The following is a 15,814-nucleotide window of genomic DNA, read 5'->3' as shown; positions in this document are numbered from 1 at the left end:
ACCGGCAGGAGGAACGCGTGCTCGACGAGCTGGTACCACTGGACGAGGCGGTCTACCGCGGCGTCATCGCGTTCCCCGGCGTCGGCGTCGACCGGCTCGCCGACGAGCTCGGCTGGCCGGTCGCCGTCATCACCGCGTCGCTGAACCGGCTGGCCGACACGGGCCTGGTCCACCCCGGGCCCAACGGAGCGATGATCACCTCCCCGCCCGAGCTGGTTCTCGGCCCGCGGCTGGCCCGGTCCCGCGAGCAGCTACGCCGCTCCGAGGAGCTGCTCGCTCAGTTCGCGGAGACCTATCACCGCGAGATGGCGCCCGCCCGAGGCCACGACCTCGTCGAGCTCATCGAGGGGCCCGAGTCGGTCGCCCACCGGCTGCTCCAGCTCGAATACAGCGCCCAGCGCACCATCCGCGCCTTCCAGTCGGGCGGCAACCAGGCGATCCCCGCCGCCGACACATTCGAGGAGACCACGAGCGAGGACCTCCCGGTACGGCGCGGTCAGGACGAGACCGACGCGCTGGAGCGGGTACGCCGCCACGCCGCGACCGGTGTCGTCTATCGCATCGTCGTCGACACGGCCTTCCTGCAGGAGCCCGCAGCGACCCGTGCCCTCCACAAGAGGCTTGAGGAAGGAGCGCAGGTGCGGATCGCCGACGAGCCGCTGCGCAAGATCGCAATTGCCGACGACGCCACGGCGATGGTGCAGATCAGCGACCAGTCGTCGGTGATGCTGCGCTGGCCGCTCGCTGCGCTGGCCGGTGAGCTCTTCGAAGCGGTCTGGGCCTCGGCGCGCCCGTTCGCTGTCAAAGGGACCGGGCTGGACCCGATGGACAGGCAGATCCTGCAGCTCATGCTCGCCGGCCTCACCGATCGGGCGCTCGCCCACCAGCTCAGTACCTCGGCCCGCACGGTCCAGCGGCGTCTCCGCGCCCTCATGGAGACGACCGGCGCCACCACCCGGATGCAGCTCGGCTGGCACGCCTGCCGCCGTGGTTGGGTCTGACCGCAGTTCTGCCTCAGCCTCGGAGACTGTCCCACCACGGGTTCGCCGGGGGTTCGGCGGCCCGATCGGAGCGGTCTGATCTGGTCTCTGGCGGCTACGTTCCGCTACAAACACGTTCATAGGTCGCCGCGTCAACTACCGGATCTGCCGACGACAGTGCGTCGTAGGCAGCGCGCGTCCCTATCGGCGTGGTGTGCTTCTAACCGCTCGCGGGTGCCGTTTGCGTCTGGGTAGAGACGGCCGCCTCGTACCTGAGCATGGTGTCGACGAATGTGCGTTGTTGTGCTGGGCTCAGCGGTGCGAGGGCCTGGCGCCAGGCATGGGCACCCGGAGTGAGCCATTGGGCGATGGCGGAACGACTCTCAGGGCTGATGTCGACGATGCGGCGGCGGCGGTCGGCGTCGTCCTCGCGTCGTACCAAGACTCCTCGGCGGCTCAGATCGCTCACGATCAGGCTCACCGTGGTCGGTGCCACACCCAGCATCCGGGCTAGCTGGGAGACGGTCAGCGGACCGTCCAGTAGGAGCAGGGACAGCATCGACAGGTGCCGCGGCGCCAGATCAAGCGACCGAAGCTGTTCTGGCAATGGCAGGCGCTTGATCCTGCCGACCAGCCTTGGCATCACCAGGAGCAATTCCCTGACCGCGTCATCCGTGGTGCCGGGCGTTGACATCCGCCCACCTCCCAAATATCTTTGCAGTCAAAGCTAGTTTGCGATCAACTGTTCACGGAGGATGGTATGCCCCACCTCAGCGTGCATGTGCTGGAGAGCGACCTGGCCGGCCGGGAGACCGCCCTGATTCGGAACCTGACCGACGCGGTCGTCGCCGTCTACGGGGAGTGGGCCCGAAGCATTGCGGTCGTGCAGTTGATCGGCCTGCCGCCCAACCGATGGGGTATCGGCGGTACGCCAGCACAAGCGCCCTCACCCAGCGTTACATTCGGCATCAGAGAGGCGGCGTTCAGCCGACCCGACGCCGACGAGATCGTTACCCGCCTCGTGTCCGGAGTCACGGATGCCATCGTCGACGTCCTCGGGGAACGCGTCCGCGCCGGCCTCACGGTCGAGCTCGTAGGCACCCCGGCCGGACGCACAGGTATCGGCGGGGTTGTCGTCACGTCATAGGGATCAATCAAGTGCCGGAGCCGTTACGACGAGCACTTAACAACACTCGATCGGCGCACTCTAATGCCGCGAGTACCGCGTTCGCACACTCGGTAACGGAGATCAGGTTTGCCGGATCGCGGATGATGCGTGCGGTCATGATCTTCTAGCCGGGGAACTCCGCGATGCCGAGGGCCTCGGTAAATTCGAGGATCCCGCCACCGAACGGACCAGGGCTCTCCTCAAGTGCGGTCGCGAGTCCGTCGGGGCTGGCGACGAGGCCGGCCTTCTCGGCCCACGTCAGCAGTCCGGCGGCGGCCTGGCTGTTGAGTGGCTCGAATCTGTCGTTGTCGTCGACGAGGGCCCGCACGATCTCCTCGTTGAGGTAGAACTCGATCGCGCCGCCGGAGGGATCAGCCGCCGTGGCGAAGGCGCAGTCGCTGTCGAAGACCGATAGCGCGATGGCCGGTGCCGCCCTCTCCAACGCGAGGTCTTTGGCTAGGTCGTCGGGCGAAGTGTCATCGACCGGGCCGAGGAACCCGATCCGCCAGCCGCCGGCGCGGACGTTGTCGATCACGGCCCGACGAGAGCCGCTTCGATCTGGTCAAGGTCGTTTCGCACGGTGAAGGTATCTTCGATCATCGACGCGACGCGGCGTAGAGATGGGTGCACACAGCACCGCCCAGGTCTGGTCGAGAGATTGCTCGCCGTGACCGGATGGCTTTCACCGCCCTTGTCCCATCCGCAGAACCCACCTTGGCCGGGCCTGGCCCCGTGAAGCCCGATGATTCTACGACCCACCAACCAGCCGACAGACGACCGACCGCAGCGCACACATCTGCCCCTTCAGGTGGACTCGTGTTCATCGCCGATGGTGACGCACAGTGATGTATGACTTCCTCTCCTGCTTCGGCTTCCGGTGTCGTACCTGGCGATCAACTCGTTGTGCGGGCCGCAGTGTCGGCCTTCCTGGGCCGTTACCGTGGCCAGACTCACGTGCACACCGAGTCTGACCTGCGAGTCTTCCTTCGCTGGTGCGCCGACCACGACCTGGACCCGCTGACTGCGGCGCGGGTGGATATCGAGCGGTACGTGCGCTGGCTGCAAGACGTACGCCGGTACCAGCCCTCGACGGTGTCCCGTCGGCTGTCGGTCGTGGTTGGGTCTTATCGGGTCTGCGTCATCGACGCGATCCTGGAGCACTCGCCGGCCGACTACATCCGCCGGCCCACTGTGCCGGCCGAGTCGCCGGCCCTCGAACTGGGGCACCTGCGGTTCGAAGCTTTGATCACCACCGCCCGGAAGTCCTCGAACCTGAACCATTTCGCCCTGGTCGCCATCCTGGGGCCTACTCGGGCTGCGGATCTTCGAGGCTTGCGGGTCGAACATCGCCGACCTGGGCAAGGAACACGGACACCGGGTCCTACACGTACGTGGCAAAGGCGGCCAAGGTCGTCCTCGTCCCACTACCACCTGCGGTGGCCCGAGCCATCGACCGGGCCGTCGACAACCGCACCGCCGGGCCGATCCTGCGCAACACCCACGGTCGGCGGATGACCGACACGCCGCTACCCGCCGCCTCAAACACCTCGCCCAGGCCGCGGGAATCCGGATGCCGAGGATGCACCCACATATGCTGCGCCACACCTTTGTGACCACCATGCTCGACGCCGACGTCAGCCTCCGCGACGTGCAGATCGCCGCCCGCCACGCCGATCCCCGAACCACCATGCGCTACGACCGAGCCCGCAAAAACCTCGACCGGCACCCCAACTACATCCTCGCCGCGTACATGGTCTCCGGAACATGACCAGCCGCTCACGACTCTGCCGATGTCACTGCGCTGGCTGCCTGCGGCCTGCGGGCCCGAGCATTTACACCCGATTGGACAGTTCCAGGGGCATGCAAGGGCCTCGCCGGTCCTTCGTGACGTCAGGTCGTCATCGCACAGATGCATCGGACGCGGCCCGAGCGATGTCGCGGGCGAGGTGGGAGACACGCAGACCGACCGACCGTAGTCGGCGCAGGTCCGCGAGCGTGTCATGCATGAGCTGGACGTAAAAGTAGTTGACATGCTCCAGGACCGCGAACAGCGCAAAGGCCAGTCCTGGCCAGGAGGTTCGCCCTGGATCCGTCGCCGCGACGGATCCAGTGGCCACGACGCCAGCGGCCAGGAGCAGCGGGTTGACGATGCGGGCCGCGCGAAATGCCGCCAAAGCCGGAAGGTGGCGTCGGCGAACGTCCATCTGATGCAGTTTGGCTACCCAGTACGCGGCGCCCTCGATAAGCAATAGCGCAAACAAGCCGAAGCCGACCAGGTTGGTTGCCGTAGCCGGTAGCCCGACCACGCCGAACCACACCCCGCCTTGCAGTGGGATGTTCATGAGCTCCAGCGCAGCCAGCGAGCGCAAACGCTTGCGAACAGTCTGACTGGGTGTTGCGCCGGTGAGAGCGGTTTGCACGCTAGCCATTATGGATCATGAACTGGCGGTCAGCGGACGGCGTCGGTGAGTCGGCTGGTGAGGTCGCGGATGTGTGCGATCAGTTCGGGTGGTTCGTGGATCTGGAAGCGGAAGCCGAACAGTGCGACGTAGATGGCGAGTTCGTCGAGGGTGTTGGATCCGGTGCGCAGTAGGCAGGTGTGTGGGTCGACGGCTTCGATGACGCCGATGGTGGGTGGGATGCGTTCGGCGGCGGTCTCGGCTGGCGCGTGCAGGGTGATCTGGGCTTGGTAGCGGTACGGCGCGGTGGACACGCCGCGGGCGAGGTAGCCAGCGAGGTCGACATCGGGTGCCTGTCGGGGGCTGAATCGCGGGCCGGCCGGGATGCGGGGACGGATCCGGTCGACCCGATACGTGCGCCAGTCGCACCGCTCGGTGTCCCACCCCACCAAGTACCAGCGCCGGCCCGTGTGCACCAGTCGGTGCGGTTCGGTGTCGCGTACCGAGGTGGTGCCGTCGTGGCGGTGGTAGTCGAAGCGGAGCCGCTGGTGCTCGCGGCAGGCGGCGGCGACGGCGGTCAGCACGTCCGGATCCACGGTGGGGCCGGCGGCGGGAACCGTGACGGTGACCGAGTGCAGCAGGGTGACCCGGTGTCGCACGCGTGATGGCAGTACCTGTTCGAGCTTTGCCAGTGCGCGTAGGGACGCTTCCTCGATGCCGGTGAGCGTGCCGCTGGCGGCGGTGCGTAGCCCGATGGCGACGGCCACGGCCTCCTCGTCATCCAGTAGCAGCGGCGGCAGCTTCGTTCCGGCGCCGAGCCGGTAGCCGGCCGCGCCAGGGGTGGCGTGCACCGGGTAGCCGAGATCGCGCAGTTTCTGGATGTCACGGCGCACGGTCCGCACGTCGACCTCAAGGCGGTGCGCCAGGTCGGCGCCGGTCCAATCGCGCGGGGTTTGCAGCAGCGAGAGCAGGCGCAGCAGCCGGGCGGACGTCTCCAACATGCCGTCAAGTTTGCCACTCACCTAGGGCCGAAGCTGTCCTAGCATGGCCGTAGCGTGGTTGCCATGAGCGAAGAGATCATCCCATTTCAGATCGACATCCCCCAGGATCGCCTCGACGACCTGCGCCAGCGGCTCGCCCAGACTCGCTGGCCCGACGAGCTGCCCGGCGTCGCCTGGGAAGCCGGGGTGCCTCTGGACTACCTGAAAGACATGGCCGACTACTGGCGCACCGGTTACGACTGGCGTGCCCACGAGGCGCGGCTGAACGAATTTCCCCAGTTCACCACCGATATCGACGGACAGAACGTGCACTTCCTGCACGTCCGTTCCCCCGAGCCGGGAGCACTGCCGCTCATCATCACCCACGGCTGGCCCGGCTCGATCGTGGAGTTCATGAAGATCATCGGCCCGCTGACCGATCCCGGCCGGCACGGCGGCGACCCCGCTGACGCCTTCCACGTCGTGGCGCCGTCGCTGCCCGGGTTCGGCTTTTCCAGTCCGCCCGCCGCCCCGGGCTGGGACACCAGCCGGGTAGCCCGCGCCTGGGTCGAGCTGATGAAACGCCTCGGCTACCACCGCTACGGCGCGCAGGGCGGGGACACCGGCTCGATCGTCTCCCCCGAACTCGGCCGCATCGACCCCGATCATGTGATCGGCGTGCACGTCAACAACCTGGGCACCTTCCCTTCCGGCGATCCTGCCGAGCTGGCCGGCCTCACCGAGGCCGACCAGGCCCGCCTCGAGCTCATGACGACCTGGGGTCGTGACATGAGTGGGTATGCCATCGTCCAAGCAACCCGGCCGCAGACAATCTCCTACGCCCTCACCGACTCACCGGTCGGCCAGCTCGCGTGGATCGTCGAGAAGTTCAAGGAATGGACCGACCCGGCCGCCAAGCTGCCCGAAGATGCCATCGACCGTGACCTAATCCTCACCGACGTTTCGGTGTACTGGCTGACCGGCACAGCCGGGTCCGCGGCCCGCATCTACTACGAAGGGGCCCGCACCTGGGGCCAGGTCCAGACTCGGTCGCCGGTACCGACCGGGGTGGCGGTGTTCCCCAATGACCTAACCATCCGGCCCCTCGCCGAACGCGATCACAACGTGGTGCACTGGGCCGAGTTCAGCCGCGGCGGGCACTTCGCCGCCATGGAAGCACCCGACCTCCTGGTCGACGACATGCGGGAATTCTTCCGCCCGTTGCGCTGACCGCAACCCCTTAGGGCAGACGTCTTGCTGGCCCGGACCGCCCGGTCCAGGCCAGCAAGACGACGCGTTCAACGGCCATCCGAAGACCGGACAAGGCCGGAGATACCACGACCGCCCACACTCAGGTGCTACCGGTCCCACCGCCCGTCGGGCGCGGAGGTCCACTCGTTCGTCACGACGCGGCGACGTACCAGGGCGGTGCTGCCGGCGGCCGGCGCGGTGCCCGCACCATCATCACCAACACTTCAGCGACGACAGTGGGAGATGTGCTCGGATGACCAGCCGTTCTACCGCCGTGCCGCGGCTGTCCTGGTCCGATGTATCGGGCCGACGGCTTGATCGGCACGGGCTGTCCGCCCCGGTACGCGACGGTGAACCCGCCGATGCTGTAGCCGCCGTGTGCGGCGCGCACGCTCAGGTGCTGTCCGCCGCTGAGGTGTCGATCGGGCTGCGCGTCGCAGGTGCGACCCGGGTCGATGTTGCTGATGCGTTGTGGCGCGAACGCAGTCTGGTCAAGACGTTCGGGCCACGCGGTACCGTGCACCTGCTACCGACCCGTGAGCTGCCACTGTGGACCGGCGCGCTCGGCGCGATCCCACCTTCTTCGAACAGCATGCCTGCCGACTCGCGGCTGACTCCCGACCAAACCGACGAGGTCGTCGCGGCGGTCGCGGCGGCGTTGGCCGACGCGGAACTGACCATCGACGAACTCAGCGCAGAGGTGGCCGCCCGCACGGGCCCCTGGGCCGCCGACCCGGTGGTGCCGGCCTTCGGGGCCATGTGGCCGCGCTGGCGGCAGGTCATGCACCTGGCCGCGCACCGCGGGGCACTATGTTTCGGCCCGAACCGAGGGCGGAAGGTCACCTACACCAGCCCACGGCGGTGGCTACCCGGATTTCAGCCGGCCCAGGCTTCCGACGCCCTCGCCGGCCTGGTCCGGCGCTACCTGCACGCGTACGGCCCGGCCACACCGCAGCAGTTCGCGCAGTGGCTATCCGCGCCTCGCCGCTGGGCGACCGAATTGTTCGACTCCCTCGCCGGTGAACTGGAGCAGGTCGACGTCGACGGCAGCCCCGCTTGGGTCCGTGCCGGCGACACCGCGCCGCCACCCACGCCACCGCACGGTGTGCGGCTATTGCCATACTTCGACGCCTACACCGTTGGCTGCCACCCGCGTGAGCGGCTCTTCCCGGGACCTGCCGCGCAACGCGCGCTCGCCGGCGGTCAGGCCGGCAACTTTCCGGTACTGCTCATCCACGGCACCGTCGCAGGTGTGTGGCACCAGCGCCGCTCCGGACGCAAACTGCACGTCACGGTCGAGCCGCTTACGCCGCTCACTGTCGCCGAGCGTCGGGATCTCGACGACCAGGTGGAACGTATCGGGGAAATCCTAGAGGGCAAACCAGAGCTGACCATCGGCACGGTGACCGTAGGCGGCCACGCGTAACCACGCCAGTGCCAGCCGATCCTGGCACATTCGATCGGTCTGCGAGTGCCGGCAACTTCCGCACATGCCGCGTAGCGCTCGTCACGCAAGGTAACCAGCTCAGCCGGACGCGCCGAGTTGAGGACGCAGCACCGAGGGAATCAACTACTGGGACGAGTTGAAGGACTCACCTTCTCAGATGGAGACATGCTTCGCTATCTTCGCTAATGTCCTCGAACTTGACGAGCACGGAGTCCCAACCAACGAGAAGTACGCCGAGCGTCGCGCCGCGACGTGGCTCTACCAGTACTGCACTGGCAAGCTTCCTTCTGGAGAAGCAGACCTTGCCTCTTGGGAGGTCCAGCTCTACTGACCGTTGGGTTCCCCACCGGTAGCCCTGCTCGCGGTCACCCGAGGACCGTTCTCCTGCGCAGATTGAGTGCGGCTACAGTAAGCAGCCATCCAGATCTGCCGCAGTGGGCGCGATACGAGCGTTGTGCCGACCGGTCAACCGTGGTCGTAAACGGTGGTGGCGATGTCGCGGTCACACAAGGCCTCGACGATGAGCGGTTCGATGCGGTCCCACCGGCCGCCGGCAAGGCCACAGCCGATGCGCGGCATGTGGACCGAGGCGATCAACCTCCCGGCGTGCTCGGCGACCGCGTTCAGGCACTCCGCAACAGCGTCGTATCGGATCGGTGGCCCGCTGCTGCCGCTGCGGATGCCGCGCTGGGCGACCATGTTGGCCACCCAGGTGTCGGGCTGAACTTGGACCAGCTGCGTGGCGCCAAGGCCGAAGTCGTTGCCGGAGCGCTCGCGGTGCCACTGTCGGTAGGCACGTTCGGGCGCCGGCCACCGGCGGGAGATCGCCAGGACAAAGCCCTTACCCCATCCGCCGAGGTCGTTGCAGATATATGAGCGATGATCTTTGGCCCCTTGGCCTGGGGACTGGTCGCGTCGCCTCTGATCACCCTTAGCGGTACCACGCGGTCATGCTGCCATCGGCACGATCCGCCCGTCGAGCCCGCCCGATAGAGCGGACGCGCCGGGTATCCGCTTCTGCCACGAAGCGCTCGTTACGCACGGTGACTGTTCTCCGGGCTGACTCACGTCCGGACGTGCCGAGATCAGCACGCCGTTGTCGTCGGGCGTTGGATTGCGCGCTCGCCTCGGCGACGCCGAGAGGCGTGGGTCGGCCGACGCTATCTGCGCCGTTCAGGACGGGTACGTGTTGCCGGGCGTCGTTGCGATCAGTACATCGGCCACCGGCTGCCAGCCGAGCGTCCTGTACAGGCGTTGACCGTCCTCGCTGGCGATGAGAATGCCCTGTTCAACGCCTTCTTCGATCGCGGAACGGGCTAGTGCGCTCATGACCGCGCTGGCTAGGCCTTTGCGGCGATGAGCCGGCATGGTCTCGATCCGGTCTGCGACCGCATCCGTACCGGCCAGTCCCATCGTCCCGCGCGCACCGACCTCTCCCGACTCGTGCCGTACCGTGGCCGTGACCACGCTGTCGCCTCTGTGCGAGTCGACCTGGGTCAGGAGCCGGTACGGTGCGACGGGCATGCTCTGCGGATGCCCGCGAAAATCGGCTGTCATCAGCAGTTCCGAGTGCTTAAGCACGATCAGGCCAGCGGCGGCCAGAGCCGAGGCCGCCCGCGCCGGGTCGGTGGTGGGCACGGTCAGCCATGTGACGGAGTCCTCGCCAGCGACCAGCTCAGCCAGCGTGGTGAGCGACGTGAAGTCCTCGCCGGCATCGAGCGCGACATACTCGATGTCGCGGCCGGGTTGCATGCACCGGACCCGCAACGCGCCGCCTACGTCTTCGGCGGCGGGCAGCGCGCGAGCCACGCCCCAGCCGTGCTGCCAGCGGACGATGAGATCTCGCAGGTTGCTCACCCATCGAGTAGATCACTTGCTCCTGAGCGGCCCGCCACGCCGTGGGACGCAATGAGCGCATGATCACGTGCGCGGATCTGCCGCCGAGCGGGCGCGCCGGAAGGCAGGAACTCCCGTCACTCCCCCTAGATGTCCGGCGCAGGCGTCGGCTCGATCCCGTACACGCGCGTGCCGATGACCGGATGGCGGCTGTCCGCTTGGTGATTGTGATCCGGGTCGCCCGGCCCGAGGGTTGCATCCGGGGTACGTCACATGCACGGCCCGGACGAGAGGATGATGCAATGGCGGCGTTCGTCGGCCTCGTCGGCGTGGTTCTCGGAGCGCTTCTCAGCGCCGTCGCCACGTACCTCACAACGCGGTCCACCAAACGCCTGGACCTTGAACACTCATACGATCGCGCGCTGCGGGACAAGCGGCTGGAAAGCTACCAACAACTGTTCCACATCTCCAAGTGCCTTCCACGGTACTGGCGACCCACCGAAGTCCCGACGCGACAAGACCTTCGTCGGTTTCGCCAGAACTTCCACGACTGGTACTTCGGCGAGAGCGCGGGAGGAATGTTTCTTACCGTGGCCGCGAAGGACGTATACATACGGCTGCTGAACTCCCTCGCCCAAGCGATACCCGACGACCGCGACGCCTGCGAGCAGCCATTGCACGCGGACGAGTCGCACGCTCTGCGCGCGCTCGCCAGCGAACTCCGGCACCAACTGTCCGCTGACGTCGGCGCGGCTGCAACCACGATCAACATCCTGCCCAAGGTCACGAGGTGGTCCGGCCCCGCCAAGGTCCGCCGGTCTTGCACGAGACCTGGCTCGGTCCAGAGGTGTGCAGGCGTGTACTCAGCGAGCCGGACCACCCACGAACGGCTCGCCGAGCCCACGCCGCCGATCTTTTTGGCGACCTCAAGGGCCAGGTAACGGGCAGGCATCCCGCGGACCGGGCGGGCCGTTCGGGACTCATTAGGTAACGGGTGATCCCCGCTGCGGGCTCTGGCGCTCGCGCCCTTTGGTGCGATCAACCTGAGCCGTTCTCGACACCCTCATCGCGGCAAAGCAGTGGGTACGCACGAGTGGTCGGATCGAGGCCCGGCTGCGGGCCCCGGGTGAAAGTTTCCTACGCGCCTTGTCGATCCGGGGGCGGTTCGTTCGTGTAGCTGGTGACGGGCTGGCAAGGGGCTGGCCCTGCACGCAGGGAGAGCGCGATGGGCAAGCTCGTTGTGGTCGAGAACGTGACGCTCGACGGGGTCATGCAGGCACCGGGCGGAGCCGACGAGGACGAGCGGGGAGGCTTTCCGCACGGCGGCTGGGCCCACCCGTACGCCGACCGCGTCATGGCCGAGACGATGGGCAAGGGCATGAGCGCGGACGGCGGGATGCTCTTCGGCCGCCGCACCTACGAGCAGTTCTACCGGTTCTGGTCGAGGCAGACCGACGGCAACCCGTACACCGAGGTTCTCAACCGCAAGCACAAGTACGTCGCCTCGCGCACCCTGGCCGAGCCCCTACCGTGGGAGAACTCGTCCCTGCTGAAGGGCGACGTGGCCGACGCAGTGGCCGGGCTCAAGCGCGACGTCGAGGGCGACCTGGTCGTGCTCGGCAGCGGCGAGCTGGTTCGGCCACTGACCAGGGCGGGCCTGGTTGACGTCTACACGCTGTCGATCCACCCGCTCACGCTCGGCACGGGGACGAAGCTGTTCGCCGAGGGCGAGCACGCGTACGGCAGGTTGGAGCTGGTCGAGGCGGTGCCGACGACTACCGGTGTGATCATCGCGACCTACCGCCCGGCCGCCTGAGAGGATCACGTGACATGAGGCAGTACCTGCTCAGCGTTTACCAGCCCGATGGTGACCCGCCGTCGCGAGAGATCCTCGCCCCGATCATGGCGGATCTCGGCGCGCTGGCCGAGGAGATGCGGGCGGCCGGCGCCTGGGTCTTCTCCGTCGGTCTTCACCCGGCCAGCACCGCCACGGTCGTCCGCGACCGCGACGGCGAAGCGCTGCTCACCGACGGCCCGTTCACTGAGGGCAAAGAGCACCTCGGCGGTTTTACGATCATCAACGCACCGGACCTCGACGCCGCTCTGGCATGGGGCGCCAGGATGGCTCGCGCCGCCACGCTGCCGGTTGAGGTGCGGCCCGTGGTATGAGCGGCGACATCGAGCGGATCTTCCGCAAGGAGTATGGCCGCGCTGTCGCGATCCTGGTCCGCGTCTTCGGCGACATCGATGTCGCCGAAGACGCGGTTCAGGATGCGTTCGCCACGGCCGTGCAGCGCTGGCCGGTCGACGGGGTGCCGCCCAGCCCGGCCGGTTGGGTCATCACGACCGCCCGTAACCGGGCGATCGACCGTCTGCGCCGCGAGTCGACGCGGGCCGACCGGCACGCCGAGGCGCTGTTGCTGCGGGCGCCTGACGATGCACCCGACCCCGGACAGGAAGGCCCCGTGCGCGACGACCGCCTCCGCCTGATCTTCACCTGCTGCCACCCCGCGCTCGCGCCCGCCACCCGCGTGGCGCTCACGCTCCGGCTGCTCGGCGGGCTCACCACCGCCGAGATCGCGCGCGCGTTCCTCGTGCCTGAGCCGACCATGGCTCAGCGGCTCGTCCGCGCCAAGGGCAAGATCCGTGATGCAGGCATCCCGTACCGGGTGCCCCGCGACGCCGACCTTCCCGATCGCCTCCGCGCGGTCCTCGCCGTCGTGTACCTCATCTTCAACGAAGGCTACACCGCGAGCTCAGGCGAGAGCCTCGCCCGCGACGACCTGAGCGCCGAGGCGGTACGGCTCGGGCGCCTGCTCGCGGCGCTGATGCCCGACGAGCCGGAGGTGCTCGGCCTGCTTGCGCTGATGTTGCTGATCGAGTCGCGGCGGCCAGCGCGCACCGGCCCTGGCGGCGAACTCGTGCGCCTGGCCGACCAGGACCGCGCTCTCTGGGACCGCGTGTTGATCGAAGAGGGCCAGGACCTGGTCAGGCGGTGCTTGCGCCGCGATCGGCCGGGCCCGTACCAGTTGCAGGCCGCCATCAACGCCGTGCACAGTGACGCCACGACGGCCGCTGGCACGGACTGGCCGCAGATCCTCGCGCTGTACGACCACCTGACGGGGCTGGCCCCCGGTCCGGTCGTCGCGCTGCACCGCGCGGTCGTAGTGGCCGAGGTGCATGGCCCGGCCGTCGCCCTACCGCTCGTAGACGCCCTCGGCGGCCTCGACCACCACCATGTGCTCCACGCGGTACGCGGCGACCTGCTCAGCCGGCTAGGCCGTGCCGAAGAGGCCGCGGTAGCCTACGAGCGCGCCGCCGCGCTCACCGGCAACGCCGCCGAACGCCGTTTCCTTCGCTCCCGCGCCACCCACGTCGCTTGAGCCGCAAGAGCGGATGGGCTGGAAAATCAGGTTGCGGACGTGGATCGAGATCGTCTGACGCAGCGCGTTCGGCGTGTCGGTGATCGTTAGACAGTGAGGTCTCCGGTAGATGGTTCATCGACCAAGACGACCATCTGCACGGAGACGTCGTGGCCACGATACCGGTGACGAGGCGGCATGACCTGACCGACGCACAGTGGGCGGTGCTGGAGCCGCTGCTGCCAAAGCCGAAGAAGTCAGGACGTCCGCCGAAGTGGAGTAAAAGGCGGCTCATCGACGGGATCCGGTGGCGTACCCGCGTCGGGTCGCCGTGGCGGGACGTACCGGAGTGCTACGGGCCCTGGCAGACGATCTACGGGCTGTTCGGCAGGTGGCAGCACACTGGAAAATCTGGCTGAAGATCATCACCGGGTTGCAGACCCGCGGCGACGACGCCGGGCTGATCACCTGGGACGTCAGCGTCGATTCCACCATCGCCCGCGCCCATCAGCACGCCGCCGGCGCTCGTTCGCGACCCGAGTTGCAGGTCGAGTCGCCCGGTGGTGTCGAGACCGAACGGCCGATCACGCGTTGGGGCGGTCGCGGAGCGGGTTGACCACGAAGCTTCATCTGGCCTGCGAACAGGGCCGCAAGCCGTTGTCGACAGTGCTGACCGCCGGGCAGCGCGGGGAACAGCCCACAGTTCGTGCCGGTCCTGCGAGAAATCCGGGTTCCCCGCCCGGGCGGCGGCCGGCCCAGGACCCGACCGGACCGGGTGCTGGCCGACAAGGCGTACAGCTCCAGGGGCAACCGGCAGCACCTGGCCCGGCGGGGCATCGCCGCGACCATCCCGATCAAGGCCGACCAAGCCGCGAATCGCCGCAAAAAGGGCTCCCAGGGCGGCCGACCGCCGAGCTTCGACCCGCACATCTATCGGCAGCGCCACGCGGTCGAGTGCGGCATCAACCAGCTGAAACGCAACCGAGCTCTGGCCACCCGCTACGACTGTGAGAATGATCGAGTGCTGCCCGGTGCTCGGGTCTGACCCGCGTTACGACCGGCCCTTCGGTGCCTTGAGTTTGATCTGTCGGCTCGGGTCCCGGGTGGTGCTTGCTGCCGCCGGACCGGCGGGACGTGTCCCGATAGGGGCCTTGCCGCTAACAAGGCGCCATCACAGTCCTGACCGCCCCTGCCGGCCCGGCGACGGCCATCCGTTCCCGAGCCGTCAGGAGCCGAACAACCGTGTCCAGCATGTCGCACCCGCCATCGGCCGAACAGCATGACACCGCCGTTGAGGTGATCCTTGGCGTCGACACGCACAAGGACGTCCACGTCGCGGCGGCCGTCAGCATCCACGGTGTTCTGCTAGACAGCCGTAGTTACCCCACCACCGCCGAGGGCTACCAGGCGATGTTGGACTGGGCCCTTGCGCTCGGCCCGATTCGGCGATCTGGGGTGGAGGGCACGCATTCCTACGGCGCGGCGCTGACTCGCCATCTACTGACCGCAGGAATCGGCGTCATCGAGGTCAACCAGCCGGACAAGGCCCACCGGCGCCGCCGAGGCAAGACCGACGCCATCGACGCCGAAGCAGCAGCTCGAGCGGTCCTTTCCGGCAGAGCCACCGCCCTCGCCAAGGCAGGCGACGGCCATGTCGAGCGGATACGGCTGTTCAAGCTGGCCAAGGCCTCGGCCACCAAATCGCGAGCGCAGGCGATCAACCAGCTCAAAGCCGTCCTCGTCGGCGCCGACCCGGCGCTGCGCGACCCGATGACCGGGCTCAGTAACCCCAAGCTCATCCGCCGATGCGCCGACCTGGAGCCGGGCCAGCCGGACACACCCGCGGCAGCCGCCGCATACACCCTGCGCCTGCTGGCTCGCCGGATCATCGAACTCACCAGTGAGGTCGACGACCTCAACCAGCGGATCACCGAGGCCATCAACGCCCACACACCCGAGCTGCTGCAGCGTTACGGCGTCGGCCCCGACACCGCAGCAGCTCTGCTTGTGGCCGCAGGCGACAACCCGCAACGGCTCACCAGCGAATCGTCCTTCGCGGCCCTCTGCGGAGTCAGCCCCATCGAGATGTCCTCCGGCAAAACCCAACGACGCCGGCTCAACCGCGGCGGCGACCGCCAAGCCAACTCAGCCCTCTACATGATCGTCATCGCGCGACTTCGCTGGGACATGCGCACCCGCGCCTACATCGACCGACGCGTCAGCGAAGGCAAAACCAGACGCGAAGCGATCCGCTGCCTGAAACGCTACGTCGCACGCGAGCTCTACGACCTCATCGCTCGGACACCGCAGCAAACCAGCCTGCCATCGACCGCTTGACATCCATAGGGGCATCAAACTCGCCGTCCGCTACCACGCCACCGTGCACATCGC

At 67.8% G+C, this 15,814-nt stretch carries 17 protein-coding genes and 1 pseudogene; 12 read left to right on the top strand and 6 right to left on the bottom strand.

Going from position 1 to position 15,814, the window contains the following annotated elements; all coding sequences use genetic code 11:
• The first annotated feature begins 17 nt into the window (after positions 1-17).
• Entirely contained in the window at positions 18-1,001 is a 984-nt protein-coding gene (locus GA0070604_RS31745; RefSeq protein WP_141721269.1) for a helix-turn-helix transcriptional regulator, read from the top strand.
• 199 nt (positions 1,002-1,200) lie between these two features.
• On the opposite strand, the gene GA0070604_RS11055 is transcribed toward GA0070604_RS31745, so the two are convergent.
• Positions 1,201-1,674, bottom strand: coding sequence for a MarR family winged helix-turn-helix transcriptional regulator (locus GA0070604_RS11055; RefSeq protein ID WP_091117868.1), 474 nt, complete (start codon positions 1,672-1,674; stop codon positions 1,201-1,203).
• Between the two features lie 66 nt (positions 1,675-1,740).
• Between GA0070604_RS11055 and GA0070604_RS11050 the strand changes: the two genes are divergently transcribed.
• Entirely contained in the window at positions 1,741-2,127 is a 387-nt protein-coding gene (locus GA0070604_RS11050; RefSeq protein WP_091117867.1) for a tautomerase family protein, read from the top strand.
• A 145-nt stretch (positions 2,128-2,272) separates the two neighbouring features.
• Here the strand turns inward: GA0070604_RS11050 and GA0070604_RS11045 are convergent, their stop codons facing one another.
• A complete protein-coding gene (locus GA0070604_RS11045; RefSeq protein WP_091117866.1) occupies positions 2,273-2,683 on the bottom strand; it encodes a hypothetical protein in 411 nt (136 codons plus the stop codon).
• A gap of 744 nt (positions 2,684-3,427) precedes the next feature.
• On the opposite strand from GA0070604_RS11045, the gene GA0070604_RS11040 reads away from it, so the two are divergent.
• The gene (locus tag GA0070604_RS11040; protein ID WP_091117865.1) at positions 3,428-3,916 is read left to right on the top strand and encodes a tyrosine-type recombinase/integrase; all 489 of its coding nucleotides are present in this window, start codon (positions 3,428-3,430) and stop codon (positions 3,914-3,916) included.
• A 130-nt stretch (positions 3,917-4,046) separates the two neighbouring features.
• Here the strand turns inward: GA0070604_RS11040 and GA0070604_RS11035 are convergent, their stop codons facing one another.
• Both GA0070604_RS11035 and GA0070604_RS11030 read right to left on the bottom strand, forming a co-directional pair.
• Positions 4,047-4,568, bottom strand: coding sequence for a hypothetical protein (locus tag GA0070604_RS11035; protein WP_244161837.1), 522 nt, complete (start codon positions 4,566-4,568; stop codon positions 4,047-4,049).
• A gap of 29 nt (positions 4,569-4,597) precedes the next feature.
• On the bottom strand, positions 4,598-5,548 hold the full coding sequence (locus GA0070604_RS11030; RefSeq protein ID WP_091117863.1) for a helix-turn-helix transcriptional regulator: 951 nt from the start codon (positions 5,546-5,548) through the stop codon (positions 4,598-4,600).
• A 63-nt stretch (positions 5,549-5,611) separates the two neighbouring features.
• Here GA0070604_RS11030 and GA0070604_RS11025 point away from each other — a divergent pair, with 63 nt between their 5' ends.
• The 3 genes from GA0070604_RS11025 to GA0070604_RS34265 all read left to right on the top strand — a co-directional run bounded on the left by GA0070604_RS11025 (position 5,612) and on the right by GA0070604_RS34265 (position 8,556).
• A complete protein-coding gene (locus tag GA0070604_RS11025) occupies positions 5,612-6,757 on the top strand; it encodes an epoxide hydrolase family protein (RefSeq protein WP_091117862.1) in 1,146 nt (381 codons plus the stop codon).
• Between the two features lie 274 nt (positions 6,758-7,031).
• The gene (locus GA0070604_RS11020) at positions 7,032-8,204 is read left to right on the top strand and encodes a winged helix DNA-binding domain-containing protein (RefSeq protein WP_091117861.1); all 1,173 of its coding nucleotides are present in this window, start codon (positions 7,032-7,034) and stop codon (positions 8,202-8,204) included.
• 139 nt (positions 8,205-8,343) lie between these two features.
• Positions 8,344-8,556 carry a DUF7677 family protein gene (locus tag GA0070604_RS34265; RefSeq protein ID WP_091117860.1) on the top strand — a complete coding sequence of 71 codons (213 nt, stop codon included), beginning with the start codon at positions 8,344-8,346 and terminating at the stop codon, positions 8,554-8,556.
• 134 nt (positions 8,557-8,690) lie between these two features.
• Here GA0070604_RS34265 and GA0070604_RS11010 read toward each other — a convergent pair whose 3' ends face one another.
• Together GA0070604_RS11010 and GA0070604_RS11005 are read right to left on the bottom strand one after the other, a co-directional pair.
• The gene (locus tag GA0070604_RS11010) at positions 8,691-8,924 is read right to left on the bottom strand and encodes a macro domain-containing protein (RefSeq protein WP_341845338.1); all 234 of its coding nucleotides are present in this window, start codon (positions 8,922-8,924) and stop codon (positions 8,691-8,693) included.
• 474 nt (positions 8,925-9,398) lie between these two features.
• Positions 9,399-10,082, bottom strand: coding sequence for a GNAT family N-acetyltransferase (locus GA0070604_RS11005; protein ID WP_208602015.1), 684 nt, complete (start codon positions 10,080-10,082; stop codon positions 9,399-9,401).
• 281 nt (positions 10,083-10,363) lie between these two features.
• On the opposite strand from GA0070604_RS11005, the gene GA0070604_RS11000 reads away from it, so the two are divergent.
• From GA0070604_RS11000 to GA0070604_RS10975, 6 genes and pseudogenes are all read left to right on the top strand, one after another.
• On the top strand, positions 10,364-11,002 hold the full coding sequence (locus GA0070604_RS11000; RefSeq protein ID WP_091117859.1) for a hypothetical protein: 639 nt from the start codon (positions 10,364-10,366) through the stop codon (positions 11,000-11,002).
• Between the two features lie 284 nt (positions 11,003-11,286).
• Positions 11,287-11,877 carry a dihydrofolate reductase family protein gene (locus tag GA0070604_RS10995; RefSeq protein ID WP_091117858.1) on the top strand — a complete coding sequence of 197 codons (591 nt, stop codon included), beginning with the start codon at positions 11,287-11,289 and terminating at the stop codon, positions 11,875-11,877.
• Positions 11,878-11,891: 14 nt separating this feature from the next.
• Positions 11,892-12,230: a YciI family protein gene (locus GA0070604_RS10990; protein WP_091117857.1), complete on the top strand. Its 339-nt coding sequence runs from the start codon at positions 11,892-11,894 to the stop codon at positions 12,228-12,230.
• A complete protein-coding gene (locus GA0070604_RS10985) occupies positions 12,227-13,444 on the top strand; it encodes an RNA polymerase sigma factor (RefSeq protein ID WP_091117856.1) in 1,218 nt (405 codons plus the stop codon). Before GA0070604_RS10990 ends, GA0070604_RS10985 begins: the two co-directional genes overlap by 4 nt.
• A 164-nt stretch (positions 13,445-13,608) precedes the next feature.
• Positions 13,609-14,468, top strand: a pseudogene (locus tag GA0070604_RS10980) (IS5 family transposase).
• Between the two features lie 206 nt (positions 14,469-14,674).
• Positions 14,675-15,760, top strand: a complete 1,086-nt coding sequence (locus GA0070604_RS10975; RefSeq protein ID WP_091117855.1) for an IS110 family RNA-guided transposase — start codon at positions 14,675-14,677, stop codon at positions 15,758-15,760.
• Positions 15,761-15,814: the final 54 nt, after the last annotated feature.

The organism is Micromonospora eburnea (assembly GCF_900090225.1).
Taxonomy (GTDB): domain Bacteria; phylum Actinomycetota; class Actinomycetes; order Mycobacteriales; family Micromonosporaceae; genus Micromonospora; species Micromonospora eburnea.
The sequence above is the reverse complement of the archived record's forward strand: the minus strand, read 5'-3'. Positions and strand labels throughout refer to the sequence as shown.